10 protein-coding genes are annotated in these 16,189 nt (G+C 72.0%); 3 read left to right on the plus strand and 7 right to left on the minus strand.

From position 1 onward, the window contains the following. Positions 1-46: 46 nt before the first annotated feature. Positions 47-1,633 (minus strand): glutamine-hydrolyzing GMP synthase, encoded by a 1,587-nt coding sequence (guaA, locus tag AB0C66_RS11320; RefSeq protein WP_362435926.1) that lies wholly within the window; start codon positions 1,631-1,633, stop codon positions 47-49. 328 nt (positions 1,634-1,961) lie between these two features. Between guaA and AB0C66_RS11325 the strand changes: the two genes are divergently transcribed. Next, positions 1,962-2,261, plus strand: a complete 300-nt coding sequence (locus AB0C66_RS11325) for a chorismate mutase (protein WP_362435928.1) — start codon at positions 1,962-1,964, stop codon at positions 2,259-2,261. Positions 2,262-3,027: 766 nt separating this feature from the next. Beyond that, on the plus strand, positions 3,028-4,041 hold the full coding sequence (locus AB0C66_RS11330) for an LAETG motif-containing sortase-dependent surface protein (protein WP_362435930.1): 1,014 nt from the start codon (positions 3,028-3,030) through the stop codon (positions 4,039-4,041). Between the two features lie 89 nt (positions 4,042-4,130). Here the strand turns inward: AB0C66_RS11330 and AB0C66_RS11335 are convergent, their stop codons facing one another. The 4 genes from AB0C66_RS11335 to AB0C66_RS11350 form a co-directional block, all read right to left on the minus strand. Continuing rightward, positions 4,131-5,897 carry a GMC family oxidoreductase gene (locus tag AB0C66_RS11335; RefSeq protein ID WP_362436642.1) on the minus strand — a complete coding sequence of 589 codons (1,767 nt, stop codon included), beginning with the start codon at positions 5,895-5,897 and terminating at the stop codon, positions 4,131-4,133. A gap of 119 nt (positions 5,898-6,016) precedes the next feature. After that, positions 6,017-7,654 (minus strand): succinic semialdehyde dehydrogenase, encoded by a 1,638-nt coding sequence (locus AB0C66_RS11340; protein ID WP_362435932.1) that lies wholly within the window; start codon positions 7,652-7,654, stop codon positions 6,017-6,019. 145 nt (positions 7,655-7,799) lie between these two features. After that, positions 7,800-9,548 (minus strand): protein kinase, encoded by a 1,749-nt coding sequence (locus AB0C66_RS11345; protein WP_362435934.1) that lies wholly within the window; start codon positions 9,546-9,548, stop codon positions 7,800-7,802. Positions 9,549-9,635: 87 nt separating this feature from the next. Continuing rightward, a complete protein-coding gene (locus AB0C66_RS11350) occupies positions 9,636-11,699 on the minus strand; it encodes a protein kinase (protein ID WP_362435936.1) in 2,064 nt (687 codons plus the stop codon). 99 nt (positions 11,700-11,798) lie between these two features. Here AB0C66_RS11350 and AB0C66_RS11355 point away from each other — a divergent pair, with 99 nt between their 5' ends. Next, entirely contained in the window at positions 11,799-12,974 is a 1,176-nt protein-coding gene (locus tag AB0C66_RS11355) for a winged helix DNA-binding domain-containing protein (protein ID WP_362435938.1), read from the plus strand. A gap of 301 nt (positions 12,975-13,275) precedes the next feature. Here the strand turns inward: AB0C66_RS11355 and AB0C66_RS11360 are convergent, their stop codons facing one another. Both AB0C66_RS11360 and AB0C66_RS11365 read right to left on the minus strand, forming a co-directional pair. Then, positions 13,276-14,628, minus strand: coding sequence for a M64 family metallopeptidase (locus AB0C66_RS11360; RefSeq protein ID WP_362435940.1), 1,353 nt, complete (start codon positions 14,626-14,628; stop codon positions 13,276-13,278). A 180-nt stretch (positions 14,629-14,808) separates the two neighbouring features. Continuing rightward, a complete protein-coding gene (locus AB0C66_RS11365) occupies positions 14,809-16,164 on the minus strand; it encodes an alpha/beta fold hydrolase (protein ID WP_362435942.1) in 1,356 nt (451 codons plus the stop codon). Positions 16,165-16,189: the final 25 nt, after the last annotated feature.

Here is a 16,189-nt window from a genome sequence, read left to right on the forward strand (position 1 = left end):
AAGGTCGGGCGACGGCGTCGGCATGACGATCGGGAGGGGGAGCGGGTCACTCCCACTCGATGGTGCCGGGCGGCTTGCTGGTGATGTCCAGGACGACCCGGTTCACCTCGTCCACCTCGTTGGTGATCCGGGTGGAGATCCGCGACAGCACGTCGTACGGCAGCCGCGACCAGTCGGCCGTCATGGCGTCCTCGGAGGAGACCGGACGGAGCACGATGGGGTGGCCGTAGGTGCGGCCGTCGCCCTGGACGCCGACCGAACGGACATCGGCGAGCAGCACGACCGGGCACTGCCAGATATCGCGGTCCAGTCCGGCCGCGGTCAGCTCCTCGCGGGCGATGGCGTCGGCCTCGCGGAGCAGGTCCAGCCGCTCCTTGGTGACATCGCCGACGATGCGGATGCCGAGGCCGGGGCCCGGGAAGGGCTGGCGGTGGACGATCTCGTCCGGCAGGCCCAGCTCCTGGCCGACGTTGCGCACCTCGTCCTTGAACAGCCGGCGCAGCGGCTCGACGAGCTTGAACTCCAGGTCCTCGGGGAGGCCGCCGACATTGTGGTGGGACTTGATGTTGGCCGTGCCGGTGCCGCCGCCGGACTCCACCACATCGGGGTAGAGGGTGCCCTGCACCAGGAACTCCACGGCCTCGCCCGCGGCTCCCGCCTCGGCCACCAGCTCGGCCTGGGCCTGCTCGAAGACCCGGATGAACTCCCGGCCGATGATCTTCCGCTTCTCCTCGGGGTCGGCGACCCCGGCGAGCGCGGCCAGGAACCGCTCCTCGGCGTCGACGACCTTCAGCTGCACACCGGTGGCCGCCACGAAGTCCTTCTCGACCTGCTCGGACTCACCCTTGCGCATCAGGCCGTGGTCCACGTACACGCAGGTCAGCTGGTCGCCGATGGCCTTCTGGACGAGGGCGGCGGCGACGGCGGAGTCCACCCCGCCGGACAGCCCGCAGATCGCGCGCTTGGTGCCGACCTGCTCGCGGATGGCCGCGACGGACTCCTCGACCACATTGGTGGTGGTCCAGGTGGGCTCCAGGCCGGCGCCCCGGTAGAGGAAGTGCTCCAGCACCTGCTGGCCGTGGGTGGAGTGCATCACCTCGGGGTGGTGCTGTACGCCGTAGAGCTTCCGCTCGTCGCATTCGAAGGCGGCGACCGGCACCACATCGGTGGACGCGGTGACCGCGAAGCCCGCCGGGGCGGCCGAGCAGGCGTCACCGTGCGACATCCACACGGACTGCTCCTCGGGGGTGCCCGCGAAGAGCGTGGAGCCGGGCTTGCTGACGGTCAGCGGGGTACGGCCGTACTCCCGGGCGCCGGTGTTGTCGACGGTGCCGCCGAGCGCGATGGCCATCAGCTGGAAGCCGTAGCACATACCGAAGACCGGGATCCCGGCCTCGAAGAGCGAGCTGTCGACGCTGGGCGCGCCCTCGGCGTAGACCGACGACGGCCCGCCGGACAGGATGATCGCCTTCGGGTTCCTGGCGAGCATCTCCGCCACCGGCATGGTGGACGGCACGATCTCGCTGTAGACGCGGGCTTCGCGGACCCGGCGGGCGATGAGCTGGGCGTACTGCGCGCCGAAGTCGACGACCAGGACGGTGTCGGGGGCGGCAGCAGGGGACGCTGATGGCACTTCGGCGGCCTTCCGGCGGTGGTGATCGGGGCGGTACTCGGGCGCACCGGTCCGCACAGGGACTGTTGCGACGCGTTGGACTTTCGATTCTAACGGGCTCATAATCGGCGTCATGTCCACGCGCATGACCTTCGTCTTTACCTATGGCACCGGCCCGTCCGGCTGCCATGGTCGTGCTGCTTGAACCACTGACAAGCGACTTCCCAGGCGCCCCGGGCCGGCAAAGGCCCGGGGCGCTGGTTTTTCCTCCTCCGGGCCCTCCCGCCGGACTCCGGGCCGCGTCCCGGGATGCGCCCCGCGTACGCCCCGAGGATCAGGAGAAACGGATATGAGCACCACCGCGAGCAGTACGGCCGAGGCCGCCGACGCCACCACCGACGCCGCCGCCGCCGAGGTGATCCGCACCGCGCGGGAGCGGATCGACGGTCTCGACGGCCGGATCCTCGACCTCGTCCGGGAGCGGATGGAGGTCTCGGCCTCCGTCCAGCGGGCCCGGATCGCCTCGGGCGGACGGCGGGTGCACCTCTCCCGCGAGATGGAGATCCTCGACCGCTACCGGGAGGGGCTCGGCCGGCCCGGCACCGCCCTCGCCATGACCCTGCTGGAGCTGTGCCGCGGCCGGATCTGACGTTCGGCGCCATCACCCGTACGGCGCGTGACCGGCCCGCGAGCGGGCTCGTTGAGCCCGGTGCCGCGCCAGCCAGGAGCGGCCCGGAAAATCCACGTGGCTCAGATCAGCCGAAGCGATGAGACGCGCCCCCTGCGGTGATTCAGGCGGTGCGCGTCGTGGGACCTCGCTCCGGCGAGGTGACCGGTCGGCAGGGGACAGCAGCCCGGTCACCACCTCAAGGACGGTCGGTCCCGGGGACGCCTGGGACCGACCGTATCCGGTCGAAACGGTTGCGCCCGGTGCGCCGCATCCACCACGATGCAGGAAGGCGAAAAACCCCGGGTCACCTCCCGCCATTGGTACGACCACGCGGGCGTACGCCGCCCCATACCCCCCATGAACTCCGGCCCCGAAGCCAGCGGCGCAACCCCCCGGCGCCGCTTCTCAGCACCGGCGCTGCCCTGACGCCGGTGCTGACCGCCTAGGGCCCCGGGATCCCGCCCGTTCGGGCGCCCCGGGGCCCTTCGCATGCGCCGCCTCCGCCGCCTCCGCGCCATTCGCGATCACCCCTGACCGCCTTCTGCCGTCTCCTTGGTCCTTTCTGACTGTCTTCTGACCGAGTGGCCGGATTCTGTGACCATTCTGTGAGCAAGCGTGAAGGCAACCTTTCAGCCATCGGGCTGGTCATGTACGTGCAAAGCACGGCCAGACCGCGCCCCACCGCGACGGCCTTCCACATGCGCGCCACCCACCAGCGGCGCGTACGGACCCGGAAGAGGTCTTCATGAAGATTCGCCGCGTTCTGGCGACCGCCGCGGCCACGGCCGCCATCGCCCCCGCCGCCCTGCTCGCGGCGCCTGCTGCCTTCGCCGAGGAGACTCCCACGCCGACGCCGTCCGTGACGGAGACGACCCAGCCGCCGCAGTCGCCGGAGCCGTCGGCGACCACGCCGACGCCGGGCGACACTCCCACGAGCGCCACGCCGACGGACACCACGTCCCCCTCGACCGGTCCGACGGACACCACCTCGCCCACGCCGACGGAGACCGCCAGCCCCTCGGAGACGCCGACGGCCACCGATGAGCCGACCGAGCCCGGTGACTGCGCGGACGACGGGGACTACAACGAGGACCCCGACCTCAGCACCACCCTCGTCGGCCTGCCCTCGAAGGTCGTGGCGGGCAGCGGGTTCCACAACTTCACCTTCAAGGTGGGGAACGACTCCGACCGCACCTACAAGCGGGTGGACTTCGGCGTGGTCGCGGGCACCGTGCACCTCGACGACCTGGAGGGCACCGGTAAGTACCTCACCCTCCAGTACAAGGACCCGGACTCCGGCGTGTGGAAGAACATCTCCACCGACGAGAACGACCCGGGCGCGGGATATGTCGGCTACACCGATGTGCGTCCGCACGAGACCCTCACCGTCGGCCTCCGGCTGAGCGTGGCCAAGAGCGCGCCCGAGGGCTTCGGTTACGCGATCAGCATCGGTGTGTACGCGGACGACAAGGGCAACTGCGTCTACTCGGCCGGTGAGTACTACGAGTTCGACGTGTTGAAGGCCGGTTCGGAGCCCGGTGAGGTGCCCCCGGCCGAGCCCAAGCCGCAGGGCGGCAAGAAGCCGCTGCCCGAGAAGCCCAAGGGCAACACCGAGATCAACCCCAAGGGCAGCCTCGCCGAGACGGGTTCCTCCTCGGCGCTGCCGACCATCGCGCTGATCGGCGGAGTGGCCATGGCCGCGGGCGGCGGCGCCGTCCTCGTGGTCCGTCGTCGTCGCAGCGGCGGCGCCGCCGCGTAACGGCCCCCGGGCCGACGCGCAGGCATCAGGCAGCCGCAGCGAGGGGCCGCCCCCACCGTCAGGGGGCGGCCCCGTCGCCGTGGCGGACGTCAGCTCCCGGGCGGGGCCGGGGGTACCACCGGCACCGGAAGCAGGGGCAGCTTCAGCGCCCCGAACGCGTCCGCCGGAACCGCCGGAGCGGTGGGCTCCACGGGCGAGAGCCGCTGGTACGGCTCGCCCTGGGCGGGGCGCGGATCGGCCTCACCCTTGTTCGGCCACAGCGACATGGCCCGTTCGGCCTGCGCCGTGATGGTCAGGGACGGGTTGACACCGAGGTTCGCCGAGACCGCCGAGCCGTCGACGACATGGATACCGGGGTGTCCGTACAGCCGGTGGTACGGGTCGATCACCCCATGTCCGGAGTCCGCGCCGATCGGGCAGCCGCCGAGGAAGTGTGCGGTCAGCGGGGTGCCCATCAGCTCCCCGACATTGCTGCCCGCGAAGCCGTTGATCGACTCGGCGAGGTGGCGGGCCGCCTCCGCGCCCTCGGCGATGTAGTCGGGGTTGGGCTCGCCGTGCCCCTGCCGGGCGGTCAGCAGTCCCTTCCCCAGCCCCTTGGACTTGCGGTACGTGGTCAGCGAGTTGTCGTGGGTCTGCATGACCAGGCCGATGATGGTCCGCTCGGACCAGCGCCGGTTGGACATCGAACGCGCCGCCATCGTCGGGTGCTTGAGGTTGGCGCCGAGGAACTGGAGCCAGCGCGGCACCCGGCCGCCGTAGGGGATCTGGAGGATGGACATCAGGCCCATCGCGTTGGAGCCCCTGCCGTAGCGGACCGGCTCGATATGGGTGGTCTCGTTGGGGTGGATGGACGAGGTGATCGCCACTCCCCGGCTGAACTCGGCCTTCTTCTCCCCCGGGTTCTTGGCGCGGAACCGGCGGTCGGTGGTCTGGGCGCCCACCAGCGCCTCGGAGTTGGTGCGGGTGAGGAAGCCGAGCCGCTCGGACATCCGCGGCAGCAGCCCCTTGTCCCGCATGGTGTGCAGCAGGGTCTGGGTGCCGTAGGTGCCCGCGGCGAGCACCACGTAACGGGCGCGCAGCGCGGTGGGCTTGCCCTTGCGCCGCTTGTCGGTGGGCACGGTGGTGACGTGGTAGCCGCCGTGCGGATCGTCGCTCACGGCCACCACGGTCGTCATGGGGTGGACGACCGCACCGGCCTTCTCGGCGAGGTAGAGGTAGTTCTCGTTGAGGGTGTTCTTGGCGCCGTGGCGGCAGCCGGTCATGCACTCACCGCATTCGGTGCACGCCTTGCGGTCCGGGCCCGCGCCGCCGAAGTACGGATCGGCGACCGTATCGCCCGGTGCGGCCTTGGCGGCGGCGGAGCCGTCGGCGTCCTGGCCGTCCCCGAAGAACACCCCGACCGGGGCCATATGGAAGCTGTCGGCCACGCCCATCTTCTGCGCGGCCACCTTCAGATGGACGTCGGAGGGGGTGAGCGTCGGGTTGAGCCGCACCCCGAGCATCCGCTTCGCCTGGTCGTAGTAGGGCCGCAGTTCGTCCTGCCAGTCGGTGATGTGCCCCCACTGCGGGTCCTCGAAGAACGGCGCGGGCGGTACGTACAGCGTGTTGGCGTAGTTGAGCGAACCGCCGCCGACCCCGGCGCCCGCGAGCACCATCACCTTGCCGAGGACGTGGATGCGCTGGATTCCGAACAGGCCGAGGGCCGGGGCCCACAGATAGTTGCGGAGGTCCCAGGAGTTCTTGGGCAGGGCCTCCCGGCTGAAGCGGCGGCCCGCCTCCAGGACACCGACGCGATATCCCTTCTCGGTCAGCCGCAGGGCCGACACCGAACCGCCGAAGCCCGAGCCGATGACGATGACGTCGTAGTCGTACTCGGCGTCGTCGGTGGCGGAGCCGGTGGCGGTGCCGTCGCCGTGTTCCTGGTGGTGGGCGGACTTGTCCCCTGACAACGGGTACCTCCGTGGATACGTGCTGGTCAGCGCAGGCGCAGTGCCTTCATCGCGCGCAGGCTGCGGGTCATGAAGGCCGCGTACTTCTCATCCGTCATCCCGAAGGACGGGCCCAGGGGCATCAGCCGCTGGTGAGCGACCGTCTGCGCCTCGGTGTATTTGAGGATCCCCTCCGAGCCATGCCGGCGGCCGAGCCCGGAGTCGCCCATACCTCCCATGGGGGCGTTGACGCTGCCGTAGGCCGCGCCGTACGCCTCGTTGACGTTGACCGTTCCGGCGCGCAGCCGGGCGGCGACGGCCCGGCCGCGGCCGCCGTCCTTGGTCCAGACGCTCGCGTTGAGCCCGTACGCGGTGGCGTTGGCGCGCTCGACGGCGTCGTCCTCGTCGGTGAAGCGGTAGATCGAGACGACCGGTCCGAAGGTCTCCTCGGCGCACACGGCCATCGGCGGCTCCACACCGTCGAGGATCGTGGGCTCGTAGAAGTAGGGGCCGATATCGGGCCGGGGGCGGCCGCCCGCGACGACCGTGGCTCCCTTGGCGACCGCCTCCTCCACATGGCGGGTGACGGTGTCCAGCTGGCGGTCGGAGACGAGCGAGCCCATCTCGGCGCCGTAGGCGAGCGCGTTGCCCAGCCGCATCGCCTTGGTGCGGGCGGCGAACCGCTCCAGGAAGGCGTCCGCGATCGACTCATGGACGTACAGCCGCTCGATGGAGATGCACAGCTGTCCGGCGGAGGCGAAGCAGGCGCGCACCGCGCCCTCGGCCGCCTTCTCGACGTCGGCGTCGCGCAGCACCAGCATGGCGTTCTTGCCGCCGAGTTCGAGGGAGCAGCCCACCAGCCGGGCGGCGGCGGCCTGGGCCACCCCGCGGCCGGTGCGGGTGGAGCCGGTGAACGAGACGTAGTCGGCGTGGTCGACGACGGCCGGGCCGACCACCGGTCCCTCGCCCAGCACGATCTGCCACACCCCGGCGGGCATACCGGCCTCGAGCATCAGCTCCCGCGCCCACAGGGCGGTCAGCGAGGTCTCGGTGTCGGGCTTCATCACCAGCGCGTTACCGGCGACGAAGGCCGGGATCGCGTCGCCGACGGACAGCTCCAGCGGATAGTTCCAGGGCGCGATCTGGCCCACGACACCGCGCGGCTGGCGCAGTTCGGTGACCTTGGTCAGGGTCGGTACGACACCGACCCGGCCCTTGGGCCGCAGATAGCCGTGGGCCTTGCGGCCGTAGTGGCGGGCGGCCAGCACCACGCCCTGGATCTCCTCATGGGCGTGCAGCCGGGTCTTACCGGTCTCCAGCTGGATGAGGTCCAGGATCTCCGACTGCCGGTGCAGCAGCAGATCGTGGAAGCGGAGGAGGACTGCGGCGCGACGGCGTATGGGCAGGGCGGCCCAGGCCCGCTGGGCCTCACGGGCCTGCCGGAAGGCGGTGGCGACGTCTTCCGGTGTGGACTCGGGCAGCTCCGCGGCGAGGACCTCGCCGGTGAACGGCGTGTGGTTGACGGTGCTGCCGCTGCCCACGACGCCCTTGGCGAGCCGGGCGACCAGCTCGGGGGTGACGACGTCGGCGGCGGTGCGGGTGCCCGGGGCCGCGACCGGATTGCCGTCGGCGGGGGCGGTGGTGGTGCCGCTCTGTGCGCGTGCGCTGTCCTGCGTCTCCGTCATGCGGCTGAGAGTAGGCGGCCGCGGCCGGTTTGGGTACCCGTCGGTAACTCGCCTTCACCGGTCACACACAATCGCGCCAGCGATCGCTGGCGCGACGTGTGGTGACGGGCCGGTCGACGGGTCGGCCGACGGGCCGGTCCGCGGCTCAGTCGGTGTCGAGGCGGAAGCCCTGGTGGATCTTGAAGTTCTTCAGGATGTCCGCGTACATCGTGTCGCCGGTCCTGCGCGCATCGCCCTGGGCGGGCATGGTCACCGTCAGCTGCCAGGCGATCTTGTTCTTGACGTACAGATGGTCCCGGTCCACATAGGCGATACGCGGGTTGTCGGAGCTGGTGCCGGGCTCGTAGTAGGTGGTCTCGAGATCGACGGCGGGGTCGCCCTGCTGCTCGGCGCCCTTCCTTGCCACCTTGGGCTCGTCCATCGTGGACAGCGCGCCGTCCTCGTTGTACTTGGTGAGGTAGCCGGCCGCCTCGTCCAGCGTGGTGATCTTGCGCTGCGAATCCCCTGCCGTCGCACTGATTTTGATCTTGTAAACGCCGCTGGGGTCCGTGAAGGAGACCACCGGGCCGGAGTTGTAGGACGAGTCCTTCTGCACCCGCTTGTAGTTCTCCGGCACCGCCAGGGAGGCCCCGACCACATCGCGCTCCTCGCGCTCGGCCCAGCCCGACGGCAACGGACTCTCGCTCGCGAACGGCTTCGCCAGCACCAGCACCAGGGCGGCGGCCACCAGCAGCACCAGCGCGCCCAGGGCTATCTGGGCCTTACGGTTCCTGTGCAGGACGGGCGGGACGAAGCGGTTCCCGGAGGGCTCAGGAGGCGCGGGGGCCGCCGCGCCGAACCCGTGCCCGAGGGCCATGGTCGGAACGCCGTGCGCGACCATCGTGGGCGCACCAGCCGTGGCGAGGGTCGGCGTATGCCGCGGCGGACGGACCGCGGTCTCCAGCGCCTGCCGGACCTCCTGGGCGGACGGACGCTCCAGAGCGTCCTTGCGCAGCAGCCGCATGGTGATGTCGCCCAGCGACCCCGCGGCGCGCGCGGGCGTCTGCGGTTCGGCCCGCAACACGGCCTGGAGGGTGGCCGGGGAGTGGCTGCGGCGGAACGGGGACACGCCCTCGACCGCCGCGTACAGCACCACGCCCAGCGACCACAGGTCCGACTCCGGCCCCGGCCGCTGCCCCAGCACCCGCTCGGGCGCGGTGAACTCGGGCGAGCCGACGAAACCGCCGGTCTCGGTGAGCCCCTGCTCGCCCTCGATCTGGGCGATGCCGAAGTCGGTGAGCACCACCCGGTCGTCCCGGCCGAGCAGCACATTGTCCGGTTTGACATCGCGGTGCAGCACCCCGGCGTCATGGGCGGCGGACAGCGCGCCCAGCACCGCGAGGCCGATCCGGGCCGCCTCGCGCGGATCGAGCGTGCCCTCGGTCAGCCGGTCGGCCAGCGACTGCCCGCTCACCAGCTCCATCACGATCCAGGGCCGCCCCTCCTCGACCACGACGTCATGCACGGTGACGACGGAGGGGTGGTCGATCCGGGCCGCGGCGCGCGCCTCGCGCTCCATCCGCCGGTAGACCGTCTGCCGCTCGCCGTCCGGCAGATGGTCCGGGACCCGCGGCTCCTTGACCGCCACCTCCCGGTCCATGACCTGGTCCCGGGCGCGCCAGACGGTGCCCATACCGCCGTGGCCGAGCCGGGCCACCAGCCGGTAGCGCTCGCCGACGACCCGTCCGGCGTCCGGGTCCGCGGACCGGGCGGCGGGCGGCCGCCGCGCCGGGTGCCGGGCCGGTTCGTCGGGGCTCGCCGGAGGCCGCGGCCCCTGGGGTGGCGCCTCCGGGGCGTCCGGCGGCCGCAGGGTGTAGCTGGTGGGCTCGTTCGCCCGACCCCCGTCGTTCGTCATGGCCCAATCTTTACCGGTCGGGTGGCTGGATCCGCCACCGGTCCCTGGCCCAGCGGAACGCTCGTGACAAAGACGTTGCGGCGGGGGTCAGTTCGCCGTGCCGGAACGGGTAAATGTACGGACGGCGATATCGAAATGCCGCTTTCCCTCACCTTTTTGCGCTACCGGGGCGGAAAGCCATAGATCGCACATTTTCTCGTTCTCGTCCCAGCTCAGGTCGAACGTCTGCCGTGAGCCGCCGTCGTCCGCGCCACCGTTCCAGACGAACGCCCAGAGCGCGGCGGGCCGTCCATGCTGGGTGGTCTCGATGACCTGGCCGTTGCGGTAGCCCGGGTAGTCCGCGGGCCCCTTGGCGTCCGCCTCCCGGCTCAGCCCCAGCGGGCCCTTGGGGTCCCGCGGCTGGATCTGCACACCGATCCGGAACTCCTGGCCCGGTGAGTAGTAGTAGACCCGGGACTGCTTGTACGAGCGGCTGTACCCCTTGGGTACGGCGAGCGAGAAGCCGAGCGGATCCTCCACCCGCTCATAGCCCTCGGGTACGCCGCCGGACGGGGAGGTCCCGGGCTCCGGGGTGTGCGAGGGCGTCTTTCCGCCGCTGTTGCGGCCGTCATCGCCGGTGCGGCTCGTGCCGTTGTTCGTCGTCTTGTGGTCGCCGCCGTCGTTCAGCAGCGCCACGGCGCCCGCGCCCGCCCCGGCCAGCGCCAGGACGGCGACGAGAGCCAGCACCGCCTTACGGCCGCCACGGCCGTACTTCCCGGCCGCGCCTGACTTCCCGGCCGCGCCGGACAGCCCGAACTCCCCCGGCCCTCCGGGCTGGCCCGGCCCCCCAGGCTGGCCGAACTGGCCCGGCTGGCCGAGCTGATCTGGTTGGCCCGGCTGGCCAAGCTGGCCGGACTGGCCCGGCTGGCCAAGCTGGCCGGGCGCTCCAGGACTTCCGGACTGACCGGACTCTCCGAACTGACCCGGCTGTCCGGGCTGTCCGAGCTGTCCGAGCTGTCCGAGCTCTTCCAGCTTCCCAGGCTGGCCGGACTGATCCGGTTGGCCAAGCTGACCGAACTGGCCCGGCTGACCCGGCTGGCCGGAGTGGGCCGACTGGCCGGACTGGCCCGGCTGGCCGGGCTCGCCGGACAGGCCCGGTTCGCCGGACAGGCCCGGGTGGCCGAGTTCGCCGGGCTGGCCCGGGGGCGGTTCGATGGGGGGCGCGGCTGGCGGTGCGGCTTCGGGGGGCGGGCCGGGGGCCGGGCGCGGCGGGGCTTCCCGTACCAGGGCCCGGCCCGGCCGGGGCTCGGTCCACGGCAGCGGCATCTCCGGGGTGTCCCCCGACTCCACATACGCCCGCAGCAGCCGCGCGGCCTCCTCCCCGCTCAGCCGCCGCTCCGGCTCCCGCAGCAACAGCCCCTCGACGACCGGCTTCAGCCCCCCGGCGGCCTCGGGCACCGCGATCTCGTCGAAGACGACGGCGTGCAGCACCCCGGCCAGCGAGTCGCGGTGGAACGGGGTCCGGCCGCTCACCAGGGCGCACAGCAGCACCCCGAGCGACCACAGATCCGACTCCGGTCCGGTCCGCCGCCCCGACATCCGCTCCGGTGCGGTGTATTCGGGCGAGCCGACGAACGAACCGGTCTCGGTGATCGTCGTGGCCCCCGAGACCTGCGCGATCCCGAAGTCCGTGAGCACCACCCGGTCGGTGCCCGACTCCACCAGCACATTGGCGGGCTTGAGGTCCCGGTGCAGCACCCCGCGGGCGTGGGCGGCGCGCAGGGCGTCCAGCAGCGCCAGCGCGATCCGGCCCGCCTCGCGCGGACCGAGCGGTGGCCGCGCGGCCAGCCGGTCGGCGAGCGAGGCCCCGTCGACGAGCTCCATGACGATCCAGGCGCGCTGGTCCTCCTCGACCACATCGTGCAGGACGATCACATTGGGGTGCTTGATCTGGGCGACCGTACGGGCCTCGCGCAGGGTGCGCTCACCGCGCAGCTGGACGTCCAGGACCGACAGCCCCTCGTCGTCCACATGCAGTTCCTTGACCGCGACATCCCGGCCCAGCAGTTGGTCGACCGCCCGCCACACCGTGCCCATACCGCCGCGCCCGAGCCGCGACACCAGTTCATACCGGCCCGCGATCAGGTGTCCCTCGCCCCCGAAGTTGCCCATGGCCTCATCTTGCCTCACCCATGGAGGCGATCTTGGGGCGCGGCCACGGCCGCCGATACCTGACAGCAGATGTCCGGTACGCGCTCTACCGTCGGCCGTATGACCGATGCGCCCACACTCCGTATCTCCGCAGAACAGCGTCGCGCCCGGCTCGGACGGCGCCATCTGCTGGCGCCGTCCACCCGCGCGGCCACCGTCGAGGAGGTCACGGACGCGCTGGTGGCCCTGCACGCCACCGACCCGGCCACCGTCTATCTGTCGGCGTGCGCACGGCTGCGCGAGCCCCGCGCGGAGGAGGTGGACCGGGCGTTCTACCAGGATCTCTCGCTGGTGCGGCTGCTCTGTATGCGCCGCACCATGTTCGCGGTGACGGCCGGACTCGCCCCCGCCGTGTACGCGGGCGCCGGGCGGGCCATCGCGGTCCGTGAACGCGCCATGCTGGTCAAGCACCTACGGGAGCGCGCGGACGGCTGGGACGAGGAGCGGCTGGCCGGGGCCGAGAAGGACACCCTGGCGGCGCTCGCGGTACGCGGCGAGGCCACCACCGCCGAACTGTGCGAGGACGTGGCCGCGCTGCGCGCGACGCTCGTGATGTCGCCGGGGAAGCCCTACGAGGCGCGGCAGAGCGTCGGCAGCAGGCTGCTGCGGCTGCTCGCCGCCGACGGGCTGGTGCGCCGCTGCCGTCCGCGCGCCACCTGGAACAGCAGTCTCTTCCCGTGGGCCCCGGCGGAGGCGCTGCCCGAGGTACCGGTGCGCGAGGCCAAGGCGGAGCTCGCGGGACGCTGGCTGCGGGCGTTCGGCCCGGCGACCGAGGCCGATCTGAAGTGGTGGACGGGGTGGACGGTCACCGACACCCGGCGGGCGCTGACCGATGTGCGGGCGGTGGCCGTGGAGTTGGCGGAGGGGCCGGGGTTCGTGGCGGAGGGGGACGAGGAGCCGGTGGCCGCGTGCGAGCCCTGGGCCGCGCTGCTGCCGAGCCTGGATCCGACGGCCATGGGCTGGAAGCTGCGCGACTGGTACCTCGACCCGGAGCGGGTGCCCGCGCTCTTCGACGGCACCGGCAACATCGGCCCCACGGTGTGGTGGAACGGCCGGATCGTGGGCGCCTGGACCCAGCGCGCCGACGGCGAGGTGGTGTGGCGGCTCTTCGCCGATACGGGGCGGGAGGCACGGACGGCGCTGGAGGCGGAGGCGGCGCGGCTCAGCGGGTGGCTGGGCGAAACCCGGATCACCACACGCTTCCCCACGAAACTGGAGCGCGAGCTGGCCCGTTGACCGGCCCGTTGACCGGCGCGTTGTCGGATGATCGACGCGCCACCGGAACACACGACCGGCCGCCCGCCCCCATGGGCGATTGAGCGCGGCCACGGCTTGAGGAAACCTGGGATGTGCCGATGTTCAGGGGCGGACCGCGGCCGCCCCGCATCGGATCGGATCGCATCGCATCGCATCGCATCGCATCGGCCGACAGTCGGCCGGACTCCGGCCCCGGGCGCATGAAGCCGCCCCGCGGCGGGGGTCCACGGGGCGGCGGTTCGGGTGGGCGCGCCTGGGGCGCGCCGGGCGGGTCAGGCCGTCAGCGGACGACCTTCCAGGTACGGGAGTCGGTCAGCAGCTTCCGCAGCGCCGGGTCCTTCACCGCACGGGTGGTGTCGGTCGCCTTGACGGTGACGCGGTGGGTCTTGCCGTCGGAGCGGACACCGAGGGACGCCGGGGTCACGGACTTCTTGCCGCGCGCGGAGCGGACCTCGTCACCGTCCACGTACCACTTCAGGGACGCCTTCTTGGGGATCTGCACCGTCAGCGTCGCCTTGCGCCGGACCGGTTTGTCGGCGGGCGTCCGGCTGCTGACCACACTCGCGTGGCGGTAGAAGCCCGCGATCATCGCCTCCCGGCCGGGCAGGCTGAACTCCCGGCCCAGGGTGCGCATGATGGAGTTGTCGGTGGGGCGGTTGATGCCCTTGGGGTAGTAGCGCCCGCCCTCGTACGCGCCGACCGCACCGCCGTCCGGTGAGGTCTGGCCCAGCCAGCGGTACCACTTCTTCTGCTGATCGGCCATCTGGTCCGCGCTCAGCGTGGAGGCGTTGGCCTCCTCGGGCTCCGCACCGGTGTAGGTGCCGTTGTCCGGATAGACGTACTCGTCGGCCAGCTTGCCGAGCGAGTGGCCGGTCTCGTGCACGGCGACCTGGTCGGAGTCGGCGTGGTCGGAGGAGGCGGTGGCTATGCCGTCATAGCCGACCTGCGAGGTGACGGTGTAGCCCGCGCCGCCGTACTTGGCGGAGTTGGAGAGCACGACCACCAGATCGGCCTGCGGGGCCTTGGCGGCGTAGGACTCGACCTTGTCGGTGTTGACGCACAGCAGCCGCTCGAGGTCGTCGCACCAGAAGTACGAGTCGAGGGCGGTGTCCTTGACGACGTCCTTACCGGGGTCGCCGGAGACACCGGACTGGTTGGAGACGGCGTCCACGGACCATACGTTGAACAGGTCCCGGTACGAGGCGTACGGCTCGACCGCGGATATCTCGTTCCACTTGGCGCGCAGATCGGTGTGGAAGTCCTCCTGCTGGGAGGCGGTGTAGCCGTCGCCGATGAAGACGACGTCCACCTTGTCGTCGACCGGCCCCTTCGTGATGACCGAGCCGACATCGCCGTCGTCCGCCTTCTCGGCGGTGGACAGCGAACGGTCGGCACGGGTCAGGCGCCCGGGGGTGGCGGCCGGGACCTCGGTGTGCCGGGGGTGGGCGCCGGGACGGCTGAAGTACTCGACCTCGTGGGTGCCCTGGGCGGGAGCGGCCGCCGGGGCGTCACCGGAACTGGCCGCTCCGCCGGTGGTCGCCGTCGCGGTCGCGGTGAGCGCGGCGGCCAGGGCGACGCCCCCGGCGGTGGCAGCGAGGCGGAGGGGGACGCGTCGGCGTATGTGTCGTCGCACAGTGGCTCCCGAAAACAATCCCATAAGCGGCTGGTTAAGCCGGGTTAATTTGCGGCTCAACCTACGGGGCGGGCCTGTGCCGGGCAATAAGAACGCGGCAATTCCGAGGGAAACCTGACATGGCGTCCGCCACATTCCCCCGGAACCCGCCACTCCCCCAAGGGGATTCGCGGGGCGGTCTCACACCGCCTCGTCACGGGCCAGCCGCAGCAGCCGGTCCAGCACCGTACGGCCCCCGGTCCGCACCCCGTCGTGCTCGAACTCGTCGGTCACCCAGGTGCGCAGCCCCCGGATGGCGCGGGCGGTGGTGAGGGCGTGCGCGGTGTCCACATACAGGTCGTCGTGGTAGACGGCGGCGGCCACCGGCACGGTGTTGCGGGCCAGCCGCTCCGCGTCGTACAGCGGGCCCCAGCCGGTGCGCGCGGCCAGGAGTTCGCCGGTGCGGCGCAGTGGGCGCAGCGCCGCGTGGGTGTCCAGCATCCAGGGGTGGACGGTCTCGGCGGTCAGGAGCACCGGGCCGTCGCCCGCGGCCGCCGTCTCCGCGTCGAAGCCGGGGAACTCGGTGCGGACCCGGTGGGCCGACCAGTCGGTGGCGCGGCCGTCCTGGGCGTAGATCGACTCGTGCAGCAGCGCGTAGAGCGGGCTGGCGGCGCGGGAGAGCACGGCCGCCACCCGCTCGCGGAACGCGTCGGCGAGCCGGGGCCCGTCGGGGGTCGGCACGAACGGGTCCTCCAGCAGGTGGTGGAGTTGGTGGGAGCCGTCGCCGCCGCCGAGCAGGATGCCGAGCTGCTGGAAGGCGGCCGGGGTGAGCCGGGTGCCGTCCGGCAGCACCTCCTCGCGCGAGGCGAGGTGCCGGACCACGGCGCGGACGGTCTCCGCGTCACCCGGGTAACGGCCGTAGTGCGCCAGGGACTTGCGCTCCATCCGCGGATACGCGGCGCGGTAGACCGCGTCGGCGCCGGCGTCGAGTGAGGGCAGTCCGCCGGTGATCAGGACGGTGTCCAGACCCTCGGGGGCGTACGAGAGATAGCTGACCGCGCAGAAGCCGCCGTAGCTCTGCCCGAGCACGGTCCAGGGGCGGCCGCCGGTCAGCCGCCCGCGTATCAGCTCGCAGTCCCGCACGATCGCGTCGGCACGGAAGTGGGCGAGGTAGTCGGCCTGCCGCTCGGGGGTGCCGCGGTGCGGCAGGGTCTGCCGGGTGGCGGGGGTGGAGCGGCCGGTGCCGCGCTGGTCGAGCAGGAGCACGCGGTACTCGTCCAGCGCCCGGTCCAGCCAGCCGGAGCGGCCCACCGGACGCGGTGCCCCGAAGCCCGGCCCGCCCTCCAGGTAGAGCAGCCAGGGAAGCTCGTCCCGGTCGCCGCCCACACGGTCCGCGGCGACCACCTCGCGTGCGAAAACCCCGATCCGCTCGCCGTCGGGGGCCGTATGGTCGAGCGGTACCTCGAAGTGGTGGTCGGTGAGGAGCAGCCCCGGCTGACGGACCGCGGTCGTCTCAGTACCCGGACGGGCGGGTCCCGATTTCCTCGCCTCAAGCATCTTTTAATCCTCACGTAAATGGACT

Origin of the sequence: Streptomyces sp. NPDC048636 (assembly GCF_040650655.1) — a bacterium.
Classification (GTDB): domain Bacteria; phylum Actinomycetota; class Actinomycetes; order Streptomycetales; family Streptomycetaceae; genus Streptomyces.

What these genes read in the sequence shown, in the direction of transcription:
- AB0C66_RS11325 (WP_362435928.1), top strand. Translation starts at nt 1,962, where the DNA reads ATGAGCACCACCGCGAGCAGTACGGCCGAGGCCGCCGACGCCACCACC.
- AB0C66_RS11345 (WP_362435934.1), bottom strand. Translation starts at nt 9,548, where the DNA reads ATGACGAACGACGGGGGTCGGGCGAACGAGCCCACCAGCTACACCCTG.
- AB0C66_RS11340 (WP_362435932.1), bottom strand. Translation starts at nt 7,654, where the DNA reads ATGACGGAGACGCAGGACAGCGCACGCGCACAGAGCGGCACCACCACC.
- AB0C66_RS11355 (WP_362435938.1), top strand. Translation starts at nt 11,799, where the DNA reads ATGACCGATGCGCCCACACTCCGTATCTCCGCAGAACAGCGTCGCGCC.
- AB0C66_RS11330 (WP_362435930.1), top strand. Translation starts at nt 3,028, where the DNA reads ATGAAGATTCGCCGCGTTCTGGCGACCGCCGCGGCCACGGCCGCCATC.
- AB0C66_RS11350 (WP_362435936.1), bottom strand. Translation starts at nt 11,699, where the DNA reads ATGGGCAACTTCGGGGGCGAGGGACACCTGATCGCGGGCCGGTATGAA.
- AB0C66_RS11365 (WP_362435942.1), bottom strand. Translation starts at nt 16,164, where the DNA reads ATGCTTGAGGCGAGGAAATCGGGACCCGCCCGTCCGGGTACTGAGACG.